This is a genomic window from Ideonella lacteola (genome assembly GCF_038066555.1).
In the GTDB taxonomy this organism is placed as follows: Bacteria; Pseudomonadota; Gammaproteobacteria; order Burkholderiales; family Burkholderiaceae_C; genus Ideonella; species Ideonella lacteola.
This window is the reverse complement of record NZ_JBBUTG010000007.1, coordinates 1-16,837: the sequence shown is the minus strand read 5'-3', so window position 1 is coordinate 16,837 and position 16,837 is coordinate 1. Positions and strand designations below refer to the sequence as shown.

Here is a 16,837-nt window from a genome sequence, read left to right as displayed (position 1 = left end):
CATGACCTGGGCTTGGCGGCTCATCTCGAGGGGCGCCTGCTGTTGCCGGCGGCCATGGTCATGGCGTCAGCCTCTGGGGTGGCTGGGGCCTGGGCGTGGCGCCGCGTGGCCACGGTGGCGCCCTGCCTCCTGCGCTGGGACGGGGCAGGCTGGCATTTGAGACATCTCCATACCCCGGGTGGACCCGGTCGGTTGATCGCACTTGACCTGGTCAGAGTCGAGCTTCGCCTGGCCCGCTTCATGCTTTTGAGTGCTCGAACGGTGATGGGCGAGCGGCTTTGGTTGCCCATTCAGCGTCGTGATGACGAAAGCGGTTGGCATGGCTTGCAGGTGGCACTGCGACAGCCAGCGCCCAATGGCCCTTCGGCTCGCACCAGCGTACCGGAGGGCCTCGCATGACTGCCGCAGGCCCCGACGTCGACGCCGCGCTGGTCGAGCGCGTCAAGCAGGGTGACGTTCGCGCCTTCGAACTGCTGGTCGTGAAGTACCAGCGCCGTATCGAGCGGCTGATTGGCCGGATGGTGCGCGATGTGGATCTCGTGGCCGACATCGCCCAGGAGTCCTTCATCCGCGCCTATCGCGCGCTGCCGCAGTTCCGAGGAGAGAGCGCCTTCTATACCTGGCTCTACCGGATCGCGGTCAACACGGCGAAGAAGGCACTCGTCGACCTAAAGCGCGACCCCTTGGTGACCGACGCCGCCCTGAGCGGCGGCGATGACGACGATGAAACTTCGCGCCGAGGATTGGAACCAAGCGACATGGCCACGCCAGATGCTCTGCTGGCCAGCAAGGAAATCGCTGCCACGGTGAACGCGGCCATCGAAGCCTTGTCAGAGGATTTGCGGCAGGCCATCACCCTGCGGGAAATCGAGGGTCTGAGCTACGAAGAAATTGCGGATGTGATGAATTGCCCCATCGGCACCGTGCGGTCACGGATCTTCCGTGCCCGCGAAGCGATCGCACAGCGGTTGCGCCCATTGCTGGACACGCGCGACGGCGAGCGCTGGTGAAGACCGAATACGCCGAGACTGGAGTGTTCCCATGACCCATCCTGTTGACGAATCGAACGAACGCCGTTGGTTGCAGCTCTCGGCGCTGTGTGACGGCGAAGCGAGTGCCCACGAGGCAGCTGCCACCTTTGACGGCTGGCGAGACGACGCGTCGCTGCGCGCCCGATGGCACAGCTATCAGCTGATCGGTGATGTCATGCGGTCCGACGATCTCGCCAGCGACGCACAGCACGATCAGGCGTTTTTGCTGGCCCTGCGCCAGCGACTGGCCCAGGAGCCGGTCGTGTTGGCGCCGTCCCGGGTCGAGCCGCTGGCCGCGCCGGTGGCCCTCCCGATCCAGGCCGTGGCCGGCGGCCGACGCCAGCGCTGGGCCGCGCCGATGGCAATGGCAGCGGGCGTGATGGTCACGGGGGCGCTGGTGGTGATGAGCTCGTCGGGCCCCCAGCCCTCGGTGTCGTCGGGCGCGACGCTGGCGGCCGTTCCCGCTTCGACGCAGGCAGCGCCCTCCATGGTGGCTGTCGGCGCCGGGGCCGGTGCGAGTGCCGTTCAGGTCGGTGACATGATTCGCAACCCAGAGCTCGATCGATATCTGAATGCGCACCGCCAGTTCGCCCAAAGCTCAGCGTTGAGCGTGCCGGGCGGGGTGCGTCAGGTGGCGGTCACGCCGGATGGGCGCTGATCGCGCATCATGACCTCGCGTGTGCCGGTGAGTGTTCGGTTGAGGAAAGGCGGCTGCGCTCTTTGGGTGCGGCGCATTTCGGCCGCCAGCCTCGCGGCGGCCTGTACCTGGCCTTCGTTGGCTTGGTCGCAAGACACCGGTGCGCCGGGGGCTGAAGCCAGGGCCCGCGCGCTCGACGCACGCAGTTGGTTGACGCGCTTGCACGAAGCAGCCTCCCAACGCAACTACCACGGCACCTTGGTCGTCAGCACGGCCACGTCCGTCACCAGTTCCCGTGTCACCCACTTTGCCGATGGGGATCAGCAATACGAGAGCGTGGTTGCGCTCGACGGCGAAGCCCGCAGCATGCTGCGCCACAACGAGGTCGTCCACACCGTGTGGCCGCGAGCCCGCGTGGCGGTGGTCGAGCAACGCGACGTGCGGGCGACCTTTCCGGCGGTGGTGGCCGGTGGCGACCTGCGGGTGCTCGAATCGTACGAACTGCGCCCCCTGGGCGTCGACCGCATCGCCGGCTATGAGGCCGAAGTCGCGTTGTTGCGCGCCCGCGATGGGCTGAGATTCAGCCAGCGGCTTTGGGCCGAACGCCAGACGGGCCTGCTGTTGCGGGCGGACATCCTCGCGCCCAATGGGCAAATGCTGGAGTCGGCCGCTTTCTCCGAGCTGGCCCTGGGCGGCAAGCCTCGGCCGGCGATGATCCTGGAGCCCTTGCGGCGACTGGATGGGTATCGTGTGGTTCGGCCCGCCGTGCTGCCGACCAGCCTGGACAGCGAGGGCTGGCGTCTGGCCAGCCTGCCTTCGGGATTTCGCCAAGTGCAGTGCGCCAAACGCACGCTTGATCCCAATGGCGGACCTTCTGCGCCTGTCGTGTTGCAGTCGATTTACTCGGACGGCCTCACGCATGTGTCACTTTTCGTCGAACCTTTTGATTCGAAGCGACACCAAGGCGAGGTCGTCGGTTCGATCGGTGCGACGCACACGCTGATGACCCGCCGGGACGACCAGTGGGTCACCGTGATGGGCGACGTACCCATCGATACCCTCAAGCAGTTCGCTACGGCACTCGAACGCAAACGTTAGGGTCCGTGGTGGGCGGGCGGCAGACTTGTCTATCCCTCGCCGTTCTTCAAGGAGAACCCATGCAATCCCAAGCCATCACGATGGCCGGTCGCCGCGCTCCGCGTGGCTTGTTCGCTGCCGCAACCCTTTCGCTGGCAGCCACTTTCGCACTGCTTCAGCCGGCGCCCGCGTCGGCTCAGCCGCAGGCGCAGCCCCAGTTGCGCGCCATGCCCGACTTTGCGGACCTGGCCGAAATGGTCGGGCCCTCGGTGGTCAACATCCGCACCAGTGAAAAGGCCAAACGCGCGGGCCGTGGCAATGCGCAGGTGGATCCGAATCTGGAGGAGTTTTTCCGGCGATTCGGGATCCCCATGCCCGGCGGCCGCAATCCGCGCGGAAACAACGACGACGAGGATGACGATCTCCCGCAGCGCCGTGGCGTGGGCTCGGGCTTCATCCTGAGCGCAGATGGCTTTGTGATGACCAACGCGCACGTCGTGGAAGGCGCCGACGAGCTCATCGTCACCCTGACCGACAAGCGTGAGTTCAAGGCCAAGGTCATCGGTGCCGACACACGCACCGACGTGGCCGTGGTCAAGATCGAAGCGTCCGGGCTGCCGGCCGTGAAGATCGGCGACGTGAACAAGCTTCGCGTGGGCGAATGGGTGATGGCGATCGGCTCGCCATTCAACCTCGAGAACACGGTGACAGCCGGCATCGTCAGCGCGAAGCAGCGAGACACGGGTGACTATGTGCCGCTGCTGCAAACCGACGTGGCAGTGAACCCGGGCAACTCGGGCGGCCCGTTGCTCAACCTGCGCGGCGAGGTCGTGGGCATCAACTCCCAGATCTACAGCCCCTCGGGTGCCTATGCCGGCATCTCCTTCGCGATCCCGATCGACGAGGCGATGCGCGTGGCCGATCAACTTCGCGCGGGGGGCCGCGTGGTCCGCGGCCGCATCGGCGTGCGCATCGGCCCCGTCACCAAGGAAGTGGCCGAGTCGATCGGTCTGGGCAAGCCGGTGGGTGCGCTGGTGCAAAGCGTCGAGCAGGGCACACCGGCGGAGAAGGCCGGCATCGAGGCGGGCGACATCATCGTGAAGGTCGATGGCCGTCAGGTGGAGAAGTCGGTCGATCTGCAACGCATGATCGGCGCCACCAAGCCCGGTACCAAGTCAACCCTGCAGGTGTTCCGCCGTGGCGCCTACAAGGACATCACCTTGACGGTGGCTGAATTGGAAGCCGACAGCGCGAAGTCGCGCACCCCGACGCCGGCCGAGACGCCGTCGTCGTCGGCGGCCAAGGCACACCTGGGCTTGACCGTGGCCGAACTGACCGACGCGCAGAAGAAGGAACTGAAGGTCCGAGGAGGCGTTCGGGTCGAGGCCGTCGAAGGTGCTGCCGCGCGGGCTGGCATCCGTGAGGGTGACGTGATCCTCTCGATCGACAACACGGAGGTGGCCGACGTGAAGCAGTTCGGTGTCGTCGTCGGAAAGCTCAACAAGGACAAGGCGGTGACCTTGCTGGTGCGCCGTGGCGACTGGGTGAACTACATCGTCATCCGGCCGACCCGCTGATCCATCTCCGGGCGATTTGAGAGACCCGCTGCCCGACTGGGGTGGCGGGTCTTTTCACGTCGTGGGAGTGTTTCAGACCAGGCCGATTGGCATGTCACTTGCTGCTCGTCGCTCCGTTGCGACGGATAAGTTTGTGTGTGCCAACAAACATTTATTGGGTGACCTGGATTGCGGCTGTGGACGGATACAATGACACCCGCAATCTGCTGTTTAGTGAGCGCTTTGGCATGTTCTGGAGGTCCGTAAAACTGTCCCCAGGGTATGCACAACAGGTTGTGGATAAACTGTTGAAAGATTTCGCTGTTGGCACCCTGCAACGAGCGCCAACCCAGGAAATACGCGGCTTGCAGCGGGGGCCTTTTGGCTACAATGAAGGCCCAACAAGCAGTTGCCATACGTTTTTGTTGGAAGGCGCGTCTCCATTTTTGGACGTGCCTTTTTTTTATGTCTGGCCCCACCCGGCGGGCCTTCACATCGCTTCGCGATTCGAGCTTTCCGTGCGACGCCTCAGTCGTTGAAGCCATCCGCAGGAAGCTCCGTCCCCAGTCTCATGGACCACATCCGCAACTTCTCCATCATTGCCCACATCGACCACGGCAAGAGCACGCTGGCTGATCGGATCATCCAGCGCTGCGGTGGCTTGAGTGACCGAGAGATGGAGGCGCAGGTGCTCGATTCGATGGACATCGAACGCGAGCGGGGCATCACGATCAAGGCGCAGACCGCGGCACTGCAATACACCGCCCGCAACGGTCAGACCTACAACCTCAATCTGATCGACACACCGGGGCACGTCGACTTCTCGTATGAAGTGAGCCGATCGTTGTCGGCCTGCGAGGGCGCATTGCTGGTGGTCGACGCCAGTCAGGGCGTGGAGGCGCAGACGGTCGCCAACTGCTACACCGCGATCGAGCTGGGTGTCGAGGTCGTGCCGGTGCTCAACAAGATGGATCTGCCGCAGGCCGATCCCGAGCGCGCCAAGGAAGAGATCGAGGACGTGATCGGCATCGACGCTGCCGATGCGATTCCCTGTTCAGCCAAGACCGGTCTCGGCATCGACGACATCCTCGAAGCCGTGATCACGCGCATGCCAGCGCCCAAGGGTGATCCTGTCGGCCCGCCGCGGGCGATGATCATCGACGCCTGGTTCGACAACTATGTGGGCGTGGTCATGCTGGTGCGCGTCGTCGATGGCCAACTGGCCAAGGGCGACCGAATCCGGATGATGGCGACGAACACCGTCTATCCCATCGAGCACATGGGTGTGTTCACACCCAAGAGCGAGAACCGGGACATGCTCCGGGCAGGCGAGGTGGGCTTCATCATCGCGGGCATCAAGGAGCTGGCCGCCGCCAAGGTGGGTGACACCGTCACGCTGGAAAAGAAGCTGCCCAACAATGCAGGCCCCGCCACGCAGGCCCTGCCGGGGTTCAAGGAAATCCAGCCTCAGGTCTTCGCGGGCCTGTATCCCACCGAGGCCAGCGAGTACGACCAGTTGCGTGACGCGCTGGAGAAGCTCAAGCTCAACGACAGTTCGCTGCGCTTCGAGCCTGAGGTGTCGCAGGCGCTTGGCTTTGGCTTCCGTTGCGGCTTCCTGGGGCTGCTGCACATGGAGATCGTGCAAGAGCGGCTGGAGCGCGAGTTCGACCAAGACCTCGTCACCACGGCCCCGAGCGTCGTCTACGAGGTCGAGCTGGGCGACGGCGAGGTCATCGAGGTGGAGAACCCGAGCAAGATGCCGGACCAGGGCCGTATCCGCGAGATTCGCGAGCCCATCGTGACCGTGCATCTGTACATGCCGCAGGATTACGTCGGCCCGGTGATGACGCTGTGCAACCAGAAGCGCGGCATCCAGCTGAACATGGCCTACCACGGCAAGCAGGTCATGCTGACCTATGAGTTGCCGTTGGCCGAGATCGTGCTCGACTTCTTCGACAAGCTGAAGTCGATCTCGCGCGGCTACGCGTCGATGGACTACGAGTTCAAGGAGTACCGCTCGGCCGATGTGGTGAAGGTCGACATCCTGATCAACGGCGACCGAGTCGATCCGCTGGCCATGATCGTCCACCGCGCCCAAAGCCAGTACCGCGGGCGTGCTGTCGCCGCAAAGATGCGAGAGCAGATCCCGCGTCAGATGTACGACGTGGCGATCCAGGCGGCCATCGGCGCCAACATCATCGCCCGCGAGAACATCAAGGCGTTGCGCAAGAACGTGCTGGCAAAATGCTACGGCGGCGACATCACCCGCAAGCGCAAGCTGCTGGAGAAGCAGAAGGCGGGCAAGAAACGCATGAAGCAGATCGGGACGGTCGAGGTGCCCCAGGAGGCCTTCCTCGCCATCCTGCAGGTCGACGACTGACAACAAGCATCCAACTTACGGCAACCCCTTCCCATGAGCTACCTCACCGCCGCGTTGTACGGCGCTCTGATCGTTTACCTCGGCGGCTGGTACATGGACAAATGGGTGGGCAACTTCTCGTTGCTGCTGTTCATCCTGTCGTTCGTCACGTTCTTTTACTGGCTGGCCGAGCGCTTTCATTTCCGGCCCCGCCGTGAGGCGGCAGCACGCCGCCTGGAAGAGCAGGATGCCGCACGCCGCGCGGATCTGGCCAGCAAGGGCATCAAGCAGGTCGACGGCAACCTCGAAGAAGCGCGGGTCCGGTTGCTGATGCAGCCCTGGTGGCTCGACTGGACCGCCGGCCTGTTCCCGGTGATCATCGTCGTCTTCCTGCTGCGCTCGTTCCTGTTCGAGCCGTTCAAGATCCCGTCCGGCTCGATGATCCCGACGCTGGAAGTGGGCGATCTGATCCTGGTCAACAAGTTCCACTACGGCATTCGGCTGCCGGTGCTGAACACCAAGATCATCGCCAACAACGACCCCAAGCGAGGCGACGTGGTGGTGTTCCACTACCCGGTCGACCCGCGCATCGACTACATCAAGCGCGTGGTCGGTTTGCCCGGCGACGAGATCAGCTACGCCAACCACGAGCTCAAGCTCAACGGGCAGGTGGTGGCGCACACGCCGGCGGGCGACGGCTACGACGAAGAGCGCATGCGCTACATGAACATCCTGCGCGAGAAGCTGGGTGACGTGGAGCACCGCATCCAGCACGAAAAAGGCCCGGGCCAGCTCTTCCGTCCCATCACCGTGTTTCCGTACCAGAAGAACTGCACCTACAGCGCTGAAGGCGTGACGTGCAAGGTGCCCGACGGCCACTACTTCGTGATGGGCGACAACCGTGACAATTCGCAGGATTCGCGGTACTGGGGCTTCGTCCCCGACGAGAATCTGGTCGGCCGGGCCTTCTTCATCTGGATGAATTTCAGTAATCTGGGGCGCTTCGGCCCGTTCCAATGACCTGCCACCAACGAGGAGCATTCAGCGTCATGAGTTTCGCGTCTTCGAAAGCGTCATCGGCCCGCCGCCAACGTGGCCTGAGCCTGTTTGGCATGCTGTTCTGGGCCGTCGCCGTGGCCATGGTGGGTCTGCTCCTGCTGCGCGTGTACCCGTCGGTGCAGAAGTACATCACCACGCGCCAGTCGGTCGACAAGGTCATGCGCGCCGAGCCTCGGCCCAACTCGGTGCCCGGCATTCGCAATGCGTTCAACCGGCAGCGCGACATCGAGTACATCCAGGACATGATCAAGGGCGAAGACCTGGAGATCGAAGCCCAGGGTGACACGTTCCGCGTGGGGTTCGCGTACGACGACGAAGTCGAACTGGTCGGGCCCGTCTTCCTGCTGATCAAGTACCGGTACAGCACCGGCGGTCACTGAGTCGGCGCCGGCAAGGCCCCGGCATTGGCATTCATGGATGCAAAACAGGACGCGCTTCAGCAGCGCCTGGATTACCGCTTTCGGCGGCCCGATTTGCTGCTGCGGGCGCTCACCCACCGCAGTTTCGGCGCCGAACACAACGAACGGCTGGAGTTCCTCGGCGACGCGGTGCTGAGCCTCGCCGTCTCGAGCCTGTTGTTCGATCGCTTCGGCGGATCGGACGAGGGTGACTTGACCCGCGTCCGCGCCCATCTGGTGCGTGAAGACTCGTTGTACAAGCTGGCCCTGGCCCTGCGTCTGCCTGAGGTGCTGCGCCTGTCCGAAGGCGAGGCCCGCGGCGGCGGCGCGCAGCGCCCTTCGATCCTGGCCGATGCCATGGAGGCGGTGATCGGCGCAGTCTACCTCGATGGCGGCGGCGACGCGGCCCAGGCCCTGGTGGCGCGGCTGCTGGGCGAAACCATCACCAGCACGACCGTGGACAGCTGGCGCAAGGACGCCAAGACGGAGTTGCAGGAATGGCTGCAGGCGCGCAAGCTGGCGGTGCCCACCTACCGCATCGTCGCGACGCGCGGTCAGGCGCATGCGCAGACATTTGAGGTCGAGGCGAGCGTACCGGCCCTTGAGCGCAGTGCGCGCGGCGAGGGCAAGTCGCGTCGCGCGGCCGAGCAAGAGGCGGCACAGGCTCTGCTCGATCAACTGCTGCGCGCCGAAGGCGGCCGCGGCTGACAACCTGGCATTTCGACCGGTCGACGACCGGGCGGGTGCCGCAGCACAATGCTTTTCGTGGACGCTTCATCCCCTTCCCCTGATCCCGGCGCCACCAGCGGTGTCTCCAACCCGGCCCAACGCTGCGGCCTGATCGCCATCGTGGGCCGGCCCAATGTGGGCAAGTCCACGCTGATGAATGCGCTGGTCGGGCAGAAGATCAGCATCACGTCGAACAAGGCGCAGACCACGCGTCACCGCATCACCGGCGTGCGGACCGTGGAAGAGGCGCAGTTCGTCTTCGTCGATACTCCCGGCTTTCAGACCAAGCACTCGGCGGCGCTCAACCGCTCGCTCAATCGGGCCGTGGTGGGCACGTTGTCGGACGTCGATGTGGTGTTGTTCCTGGTCGAGGCGGGCCGATTTGGCATGGACGACGCCAAAGTGCTCGCCCTGCTGCAGGGTGAAGGGCTCAAGCACAAGCCGGTCGTCTTGATTGCCAACAAGCTCGACGCCGTGCAGCGGCGAACCGACCTGCTGCCCTGGCTCAAAGGCATGCAGGATCGCCACACCTTCGCCGAGTACGTGCCGATGTCGGCGCACAAGATGGCCGATGTCGATCGGCTGTTCGCCATCCTCAAGCCCTACCTGCCCGAGCAGCCCTGGTATTACGACGAGGACATGCTCACCGACCGCAGCGAGAAGTTCCTCGCCAGCGAGATCATTCGGGAGAAGCTGTTTCGACTGACCGGCGACGAACTTCCGTACACCTCTACCGTCGTGATCGACAAGTGGGAGGAAGAAGAGGGCGGCCAGCGTCGCCGCATCAGCGCATCGATCGTGGTCGAGCGCGATGCCCACAAGGGCATGATCATCGGCGACAAGGGCGAGCGGCTCAAACGCATCGGCAGTGAGGCGCGCCAGGAAATGGAGCGCCTGATGGAGGCGAAGGTCTTCCTGGAGCTGTGGGTGAAGGTGCGCTCGGGTTGGGCCGACAGCGAAGAGCACCTGCGCAGCTACGGCTACGAGTGAGAGCGGGCCGATCAGTGGCCCGATCCGCCCAGGCCAGTGCCGCCTTCGTGCTGCACCGCTACGACTGGAGCGAAACCAGCCTCATCCTGGATCTCTTCACGCGCGACCGCGGCCGCCTGGCCGCCGTGGCCAAGGGCGCCAAGCGGCCTTATTCGCAGCTGCGCCCGGCGCTGTTGCCGTTCCAGCGGGTACTGGTCTCGGTGAGCCAGGCGGCGAAGGACGAGGCCCCCGACATCGTCACCTTGCGCAGTGCCGAATGGGCGGGAGGCGGGCCGATGCTTGCGGGCGTCGCGCTGTTCTCCGGCTTCTACCTGAACGAGCTGCTGATGAAGCTGCTGGCACGCCAGGATCCTCACCCTGTCCTGTTCGACGCCTATGCCGCCACGCTGCCTGCGCTGGCCGCGTCGGACGAGTTGCTCACGCCTGCTGCGCTGCGCGCTTTCGAGTTGGTGCTGCTGCGCGAGATCGGCCTGCTGCCGCAACTGGATCACTTCACCGCCACCTTGCGGCCGGTCCCGGCGGAGGGCGGCTGCCTGCTGCGTCCGGAGATCGGCGTGGTCGAGGCGGGCCCGGGTGACGCCGCCATGACCGGCAGCCTGCTGCAGCGGCTCCAGCGGGCCCTGGACGAGGGCGAGATGGCGGTGCTGCAGGCCGCCTGCGCCGAAGGCGGCGGCGCGCTGAAAGCCGCGTTGCGGGCCTTGCTTCACTATCATCTGGGAACCTCACGCCTTCGCACACGCGAGGTCATGATCGACGCGCAACAGCAGTGGCTCGACGTGCCCCGCCAGGACATGCCATGAACCCCCTCGTCGCCCCCGAATCGCACGGCCCCGAGTCACTCGGCCGCACCGCCTTGTCGGTCAACCTGAACAAGGTGGCGCTGCTGCGCAACACCCGGCACCTGGGCATCCCCAGCGTCACGCGCGCGGCCACGCTGGTGCTCGAAGCCGGGGCGGATGGCATCACCGTCCACCCCAGGCCGGACGAGCGCCACATCCGAGCCCACGATGTCCATGACCTGGCCGCCTTGCTCACAGCCTGGCCGCAGGTCGAATACAACATCGAAGGCAACCCGCAGCACAACCTGATGGACTTCGTGCGCGCGGTGCGCCCGCACCAGGCCACCTTCGTCCCCGACAGCGTAGGCCAATTCACCTCCGACCATGGCTACGACCTGAAGCGAGACGCCCAGGCGCTGAGGCCGCTGATCGACGAGTGCCACACGCTTGGCGTGCGCGTCAGCCTGTTCATGGACCCCGATCCGGCCGCGATGGCGCTCGCACGCGACGTGGGGGCAGATCGCGTCGAGCTCTACACCGAAAGCTACGCCAGCGCTTTCGGCACCCCTCGCGAGGCCGAGGTGCGGGCAGGCTTCGCTGCCGCCGCCCGGGCCGCACTGGCGGTGGGCCTGGGGGTCAACGCGGGCCACGATTTGAACCGCGACAACCTGACCGCCTTCCTGCGCGAGGTGCCTGGGGTCAGCGAGGTGTCGATCGGCCATGCGCTGATCGCCGATGCGCTCGAACTGGGCTATGCCGAGACCATCCGGGGGTACCTCAAGGCGATCCATGCGGCCGGCCCGCAGCGCTGATTCGCCGCACCAGCACCCATGATCTTCGGCATCGGTACCGACGTCTGCGACCTGCGCCGCATCGCCGCCACGCTGGAGCGCCGCGGCGAGCGATTCGCCGAAACGGTGCTGGGGCCTGCCGAGCTGACGATCTACCGTCACCGGCGCGCGCAAGTCGAAGCGCGGGGGCTGGCCTATCTGGGCAGCCGCTTCTCCGCCAAAGAGGCTTTCTCCAAGGCCATCGGCCTGGGCATGTGTCATCCGATGCATTGGCACGCCTGCGAAATCCTGAACCAGCCCGGCGGGCAGCCGTTCATCCAACTCCATGGCGAACTGGCCGACTGGTTCGCCGAACGCCGCCTGCGCGCGCAGGTGAGCCTCAGCGACGAAACCGACTACGCGGTCAGTTTCGTCGTCATCGAAACCGAACCCTCATGACCGACCACGCCTCCACGCACTCCCCCGTCGTCCTCGACATCGCTGGCCCGCAACTCGATGCGAATGACCGCCGCCGCTTGGCCCATCCGCTCACGGGCGGGCTGATCTTCTTCGCGCGTCATTTCGAGAACCGCGCCCAATTGACCGCCGTGGCCGCGGAGGCGAAAGCCATTCGGCCCGACCTTCTGGTCTGTGTGGACCACGAAGGCGGCCGCGTGCAGCGCTTCAAGACCGACGGTTTCACCCACCTGCCACCGATGCGCTCGCTCGGCGAGCTGTGGATGAAGGACGCGATGAAAGCCACCGACGCAGCCAGCGCGGCGGGCTACGTGCTGGCTGCCGAGCTGCGCGCCTGTGGTGTCGACCTGAGCTTCACGCCGGTGCTCGACCTCGACCATGGCCACAGTGTCATCATCGGCGACCGGGCCTTTCATCGCGACGCCCGTGTGGCCACGCTGCTCGCCAAGAGCCTGATGCACGGCCTGCTTCAGGCCGGCATGGGGCACTGCGGCAAGCACTTCCCCGGTCATGGTTTTGTCGAGGCTGACAGCCACATTGCCGCGCCTGTTGACAAGCGAGGCAAGCGGGCCATCATGAGCGACGATGCCAAGCCTTATGAGTGGCTGAGCAGCACGCTCGCCAGCGTCATGCCTGCCCACGTCACCTATCCGAAGGTCGACAGCCGCCCTGCGGGCTTTTCGCGGGTGTGGCTGCAAGACATCCTGCGTGGCCAGTTCGGCTTCACCGGCGCCATCTTCAGCGACGACCTCAGCATGGAAGGCGCGCGGGTGATCGACGGGCGACCGGTCAGTGCGCCCGATGCCGCGGTCGAGGCCCTGAATGTCGGCTGCGATCTCGTGCTGCTGTGCAACCAGTCCAAGGTCGATGGGGGCGCGCCGGTCGATGCGCTGCTCGATGGCCTGGCCGAGGCCTTGGCGCGCGGTCGCTGGAGCGCCGATCCGGACAGCGAGGCGCGCCGCGTCGCGCTGCTGCCCCAGACCGACCCCTTGCCTTGGGACGAGCTGATGCACGAAGCCCGCTATCAACGCGCGCTGGAACTGCTGGCCTTTTGAGACGGTGATGAGCAGCAAGCCCCCCGACACCCCGGCCGACCGTCGCCGCCTGCAGATGGCCGACATTGCGCGCCTGGCGGGCGTGTCGATGTCGACCGTATCGCGGGCCCTCAACGGCAGCACGCTGGTCAATGAAGAGACGCGGCGTCGCATCGGCGAGCTGGCCCGATCGCTGAACTACACGATCAACGAGAGCGCCAAGAATCTGCGGCTGCAGCGCAATCAGACGATCGCGGTGGTGGTTCCGTACGACGCCCAATCGCGCCAGCACATCTCCGATCCGTTCTTCCTCGCCATGGTCGGCAGCCTGGCCGACGCACTCACCGACCGCGGCTACGACATGCTGCTGTCGCGCGTCGATGCCGAGGCGCTCGATTCCGTCTCGTCGCTCTACGACGTCGGCCGCGCCATCGGCATCGTGCTGATCGGGCAATGGCGCCACCACGACCAGCTCAATGCGCTGGCCGCACGCGGCGTGCCCGTGGTGGTCTGGGGCGGCCAGTTGCCGCAACAACTCTACTGCACCGTCGGGGGCGACAACGAACTCGGGGGGCGCCTGGCGACGCGGCACCTGCTCGATCACGGGCGGCGGCGCATCCTGTTCCTGGGCGATGCCCAGTTGCCCGAGGTGGCGCTGCGGCTGGATGGGTATCGCCGCGCGCTCGCCGAGGTCGGCGTGTCCTTCGATGAAGCACTGGTGCACACCGTGCCCTTCGAAGAGCAGGGCGCGGTGAGGGCGATCGATGCGGTGCTGGCCGCCGGGGCCGAGCACTTCGACGCTGTCTTTGCCTGCAGCGACCTGCTGGCCATCCTGGCCATGCGGGCACTGCGTCGTGCGGGCCGGCGGGTGCCGGACGACGTGGCGGTGATCGGCTACGACGACATCGCGCTCGCGGCCTATGCCGAGCCTCCCTTGAGCACCATCCATCAGCCGGTCGCGTTGGCCGGGGTCGAGCTGGTGGATGCCTTGACACGCCTCATCGGCGGCGAGCCCCAGGCTCCGCGGCAGTTGCCGGTGAACCTGGTGGTCCGGCACAGCAGTTCGACGGGCCTGGCTTCACGCTGACCCCATCTTCCGGAATGCACCGATTTAGCAATCGATTGCAAAGAAGCCTTTACGGCAGCTGAACGAGGAGAGATAGACACGCACTGGATTGGTGTTTCTACTGAATTGCAATCGATTGCAATGGCCGCGACACTGCGAGCCGTCCCGTTGAAATGCGCGCTGGAGGTGCGTGATCCGACGGGTCGGAGACAACCTTGGTGCGGCCTCGACGGAACGCGCCATGCTGCACACCAACTCGACTGGAGCGACCCCCATGTCCGCCAACCCGCGCCGCCTGCTGCATCGCCACCCGCTGGCCCTTGCCGTGTCCCTGGCCTTTTTGCCCGCCACCTTCGCCTGGGCCCAGGCCGCCAACAACGACGCACCGCCGGCCGATGCGTCCCGGGCGCAGGAGGCCTCTTCTGCCGACGCTGCCAAGCCAGCGCCATCGGACGCGGTGGGTTTCGACCGCCTCATCATCACCGGCACCTCCACCGCGCGGACGAAGATGAAGCAGAGCGTCTCGGTCAGCTCGCTCGGGGCCGACGACATCGCCAAGGCACCGGTGTCCAGCACCTCCGAGCTGCTGCGGGCGGTGCCCGGGGTCCGGGCCGAGTCCACCGGCGGCGAAGCCAACGCCAACCTCACGGTTCGCGGCCTGCCGCTGTCGGCCGGAGGCATGCGCTACGTGCAGATGCAGGAAGACGGACTGCCCGTGCTGCTGGTGGGCGACATCTCGTTCTCGACCCCCGACACCTTCGTTCGTGCGGACTTCTTCAACGAATCGATCGACGTGCTCCGCGGCGGCTCAGCCGCCACCCTGGCCACCAACTCGCCGGGCGGTCTGATCAACTTCATCACCAACAACGGCAAGACCCAGGGCGGTGCCTTCGGCTACACCCTCGGGCTGGACTACTACCAGCAACGAGCCGACTTCGTGCTCGGCACCAAGCTGGGGGCCAAGACCTATCTGGCGGTGGGGGGATACCAACGCGTCGGCGAGGGCACGCGCAACACCGACACCACCCTCGAGCACGGGGGCCAGGTGCGCCTGTCGCTGATGCAGGAGCTGGACAACAAGGGCAGCTACGTGCGTGCCACCTTCAAATACCTGGACGACTACGTGCCGCCCTACATGGAGGTGCCGGTGCAGGTCGTCGACGGCAAGGTCAAGCCGCTGCCGGGCATCGACCCCCGCGAGGCCTACTTCGTGGGATCGAACTGGGGTCAGGACATCGTCCGTGACCGCAACGGCCAGTTGATCTCCACCGATCCCACCGACGGTGTGCACGCCAAGAGCGTCGCCCTGGGATTCGAGGGCGTCTTCAAGCTCGACAACGACCTCACCGTGACCGAGCGCATGCGCACCGCCAAGAACTCGGGTCGCTTCATCAGCGTCTTCCCCGCGGGCGGCCAGCCCACCGACTACCAAGGCCCCGTGCCGGTGTTCTCCGTCCACCTGTTCAACACGAACCTGGACGACATGAGCAACTTCTTCAACGACCTGCGCGTGCAGAAGGGCATCTCGCTCGGCGACGAGAACAAGCTGACGCTGCTGGGGGGCCTGTTCAACGGCAAGCAGAACATGTACCAAACCTGGTACTGGAACCGCTACAACGTCGAACTCACCGACAACAACCCGCGCCTGTTCGACAACGACGGCAACGTCACCACCTCTCCGGTGGCGCAGGGGGCCACCTGGGGCTACTGCTGCATGCGGTACCAAACGCCCAGCCTCACCTCGGTCGCGCCCTATGGCGCCGTCACCTGGGACATGGGCCCGCTGTCGATCGATGCCAGTGTCCGTTACGACAAGCTCCGCCTGACCGGCTACTGGATCAACGGCAACGCCGACAACACCGCCTACGACCCGGCCACGCGCACGGTGATGCACAACAGCACCGATGCCACCTCCTATTCGGTGGGTGGCAACTACGCCTTCAGCAAAGACCTGGCCGCCTTCGCGCGCTACAGCCAGGGCACCAGCTGGGCTTCGCCCGACCGCACGGTGGTCAACAACAAGGACATCTCCAGCGGCGCCCAGCCCATCCCTGAAAACAAGACCGACGAGCTGGAAATCGGCATCAAGTACCGGTACCCGGGCCTGTCTGTCGCGGCCACCTTCTTCGACGCGAAGACCAAGGAAGACGGCGGCTTCGAAGTGACATCGCAAAGCTACCTGAAGGACACCTACCACTCCACCGGCGTCGAGGCCGAGGTGCAATGGAGCCTGGGTGATTTCAGGCTGGTCGGCGGTGGTACCTTCACGCAGGCCCGGATCCAGGGGGGCACCAACGACGGCAAGAAGCCGCGCCGCCAAGCGCCCTTCATGTACCAGATCTCGCCCTCTTACACCTTCGATCGCCTCGAAGTGGGCGCCCAGGTGATCGGCCTGACCGACGTCTACGCCGACAACGCCAACACCGTGAAACTGCCGGGCTTTGCCGTGGTGAACGCGTTTGCCAACTACGAGGTCATGCAGAACCTCACCCTCCAGGTGGGCGTCAACAACCTGTTCAACACCATCGGCTTCACCGAAGGCGAGGCTCAGGACAACGGCTGCTGCACGCCGGGCGGCACGCCGATCTACGAAGCCCGTTCCGTCAACGGCCGCAGCGTGAAGGCCAGCCTGAAGTACACGTTCTAGGGCGTGTGCACACTACGGAGCCACGATGCGTTGCCACCAGAACCGGTCGAGCGCAAGGCGCAAAACGAAGCCGGGGTGCGGCCCCGGCGAGGCTTTGCAACGCTGCGGGCGGCTGGTTCTGGTGGCAACCCTTCGGGAACGGGCCGTCCAGGGCGCATGGCGGCGTTGCCCAACTTGCCCAGGCACCAGCCTGGGCGGCGTCGGGCGCCTTGCCCTGCATCCCTGGAC

The 16,837-nt window shown here is 65.5% G+C and carries 16 protein-coding genes; all 16 read left to right on the top strand.

The window, feature by feature from the left end; genetic code table 11:
* Positions 1 to 395: 395 nt before the first annotated feature.
* Complete coding sequence (gene rpoE / locus AACH06_RS13440) at positions 396 to 1,010, top strand: RNA polymerase sigma factor RpoE (protein WP_341426226.1); 615 nt, start codon at positions 396 to 398, stop codon at positions 1,008 to 1,010.
* A gap of 31 nt (positions 1,011 to 1,041) precedes the next feature.
* Complete coding sequence (locus tag AACH06_RS13435) at positions 1,042 to 1,689, top strand: sigma-E factor negative regulatory protein (RefSeq protein ID WP_341426225.1); 648 nt, start codon at positions 1,042 to 1,044, stop codon at positions 1,687 to 1,689.
* 117 nt (positions 1,690 to 1,806) lie between these two features.
* Positions 1,807 to 2,766, top strand: a complete 960-nt coding sequence (locus AACH06_RS13430) for a MucB/RseB C-terminal domain-containing protein (RefSeq protein ID WP_341426224.1) — start codon at positions 1,807 to 1,809, stop codon at positions 2,764 to 2,766.
* Between the two features lie 59 nt (positions 2,767 to 2,825).
* A complete protein-coding gene (locus tag AACH06_RS13425; protein WP_341426223.1) occupies positions 2,826 to 4,322 on the top strand; it encodes a DegQ family serine endoprotease in 1,497 nt (498 codons plus the stop codon).
* 137 nt (positions 4,323 to 4,459) lie between these two features.
* On the top strand, positions 4,460 to 4,840 hold the full coding sequence (locus tag AACH06_RS13420) for a hypothetical protein (RefSeq protein WP_341426222.1): 381 nt from the start codon (positions 4,460 to 4,462) through the stop codon (positions 4,838 to 4,840).
* Between the two features lie 32 nt (positions 4,841 to 4,872).
* Positions 4,873 to 6,681, top strand: coding sequence for a translation elongation factor 4 (lepA, locus tag AACH06_RS13415; RefSeq protein WP_341426221.1), 1,809 nt, complete (start codon positions 4,873 to 4,875; stop codon positions 6,679 to 6,681).
* Positions 6,682 to 6,714: 33 nt separating this feature from the next.
* Complete coding sequence (lepB, locus tag AACH06_RS13410; protein WP_341426220.1) at positions 6,715 to 7,680, top strand: signal peptidase I; 966 nt, start codon at positions 6,715 to 6,717, stop codon at positions 7,678 to 7,680.
* 29 nt (positions 7,681 to 7,709) lie between these two features.
* Complete coding sequence (locus AACH06_RS13405; RefSeq protein WP_341426219.1) at positions 7,710 to 8,099, top strand: DUF4845 domain-containing protein; 390 nt, start codon at positions 7,710 to 7,712, stop codon at positions 8,097 to 8,099.
* A 33-nt stretch (positions 8,100 to 8,132) separates the two neighbouring features.
* On the top strand, positions 8,133 to 8,825 hold the full coding sequence (gene rnc / locus AACH06_RS13400) for a ribonuclease III (RefSeq protein ID WP_341426218.1): 693 nt from the start codon (positions 8,133 to 8,135) through the stop codon (positions 8,823 to 8,825).
* Between the two features lie 57 nt (positions 8,826 to 8,882).
* On the top strand, positions 8,883 to 9,836 hold the full coding sequence (gene era, locus AACH06_RS13395) for a GTPase Era (protein ID WP_341426217.1): 954 nt from the start codon (positions 8,883 to 8,885) through the stop codon (positions 9,834 to 9,836).
* Between the two features lie 14 nt (positions 9,837 to 9,850).
* Positions 9,851 to 10,636: a DNA repair protein RecO gene (recO, locus tag AACH06_RS13390; protein WP_341426216.1), complete on the top strand. Its 786-nt coding sequence runs from the start codon at positions 9,851 to 9,853 to the stop codon at positions 10,634 to 10,636.
* Positions 10,633 to 11,427 carry a pyridoxine 5'-phosphate synthase gene (locus AACH06_RS13385; RefSeq protein ID WP_341426215.1) on the top strand — a complete coding sequence of 265 codons (795 nt, stop codon included), beginning with the start codon at positions 10,633 to 10,635 and terminating at the stop codon, positions 11,425 to 11,427. Before recO ends, AACH06_RS13385 begins: the two co-directional genes overlap by 4 nt.
* Positions 11,428 to 11,445: 18 nt before the next feature.
* Entirely contained in the window at positions 11,446 to 11,844 is a 399-nt protein-coding gene (gene acpS, locus AACH06_RS13380) for a holo-ACP synthase (protein ID WP_341426213.1), read from the top strand.
* Positions 11,841 to 12,917 carry a beta-N-acetylhexosaminidase gene (gene nagZ, locus AACH06_RS13375; RefSeq protein ID WP_341426212.1) on the top strand — a complete coding sequence of 359 codons (1,077 nt, stop codon included), beginning with the start codon at positions 11,841 to 11,843 and terminating at the stop codon, positions 12,915 to 12,917. The genes acpS and nagZ overlap by 4 nt, the downstream gene beginning before the upstream one ends.
* Before the next feature lie 7 nt (positions 12,918 to 12,924).
* The gene (locus tag AACH06_RS13370; protein ID WP_341426211.1) at positions 12,925 to 13,983 is read left to right on the top strand and encodes a LacI family DNA-binding transcriptional regulator; all 1,059 of its coding nucleotides are present in this window, start codon (positions 12,925 to 12,927) and stop codon (positions 13,981 to 13,983) included.
* 253 nt (positions 13,984 to 14,236) lie between these two features.
* Complete coding sequence (locus AACH06_RS13365) at positions 14,237 to 16,609, top strand: TonB-dependent receptor (protein WP_341426210.1); 2,373 nt, start codon at positions 14,237 to 14,239, stop codon at positions 16,607 to 16,609.
* Positions 16,610 to 16,837 lie beyond the last annotated feature (228 nt).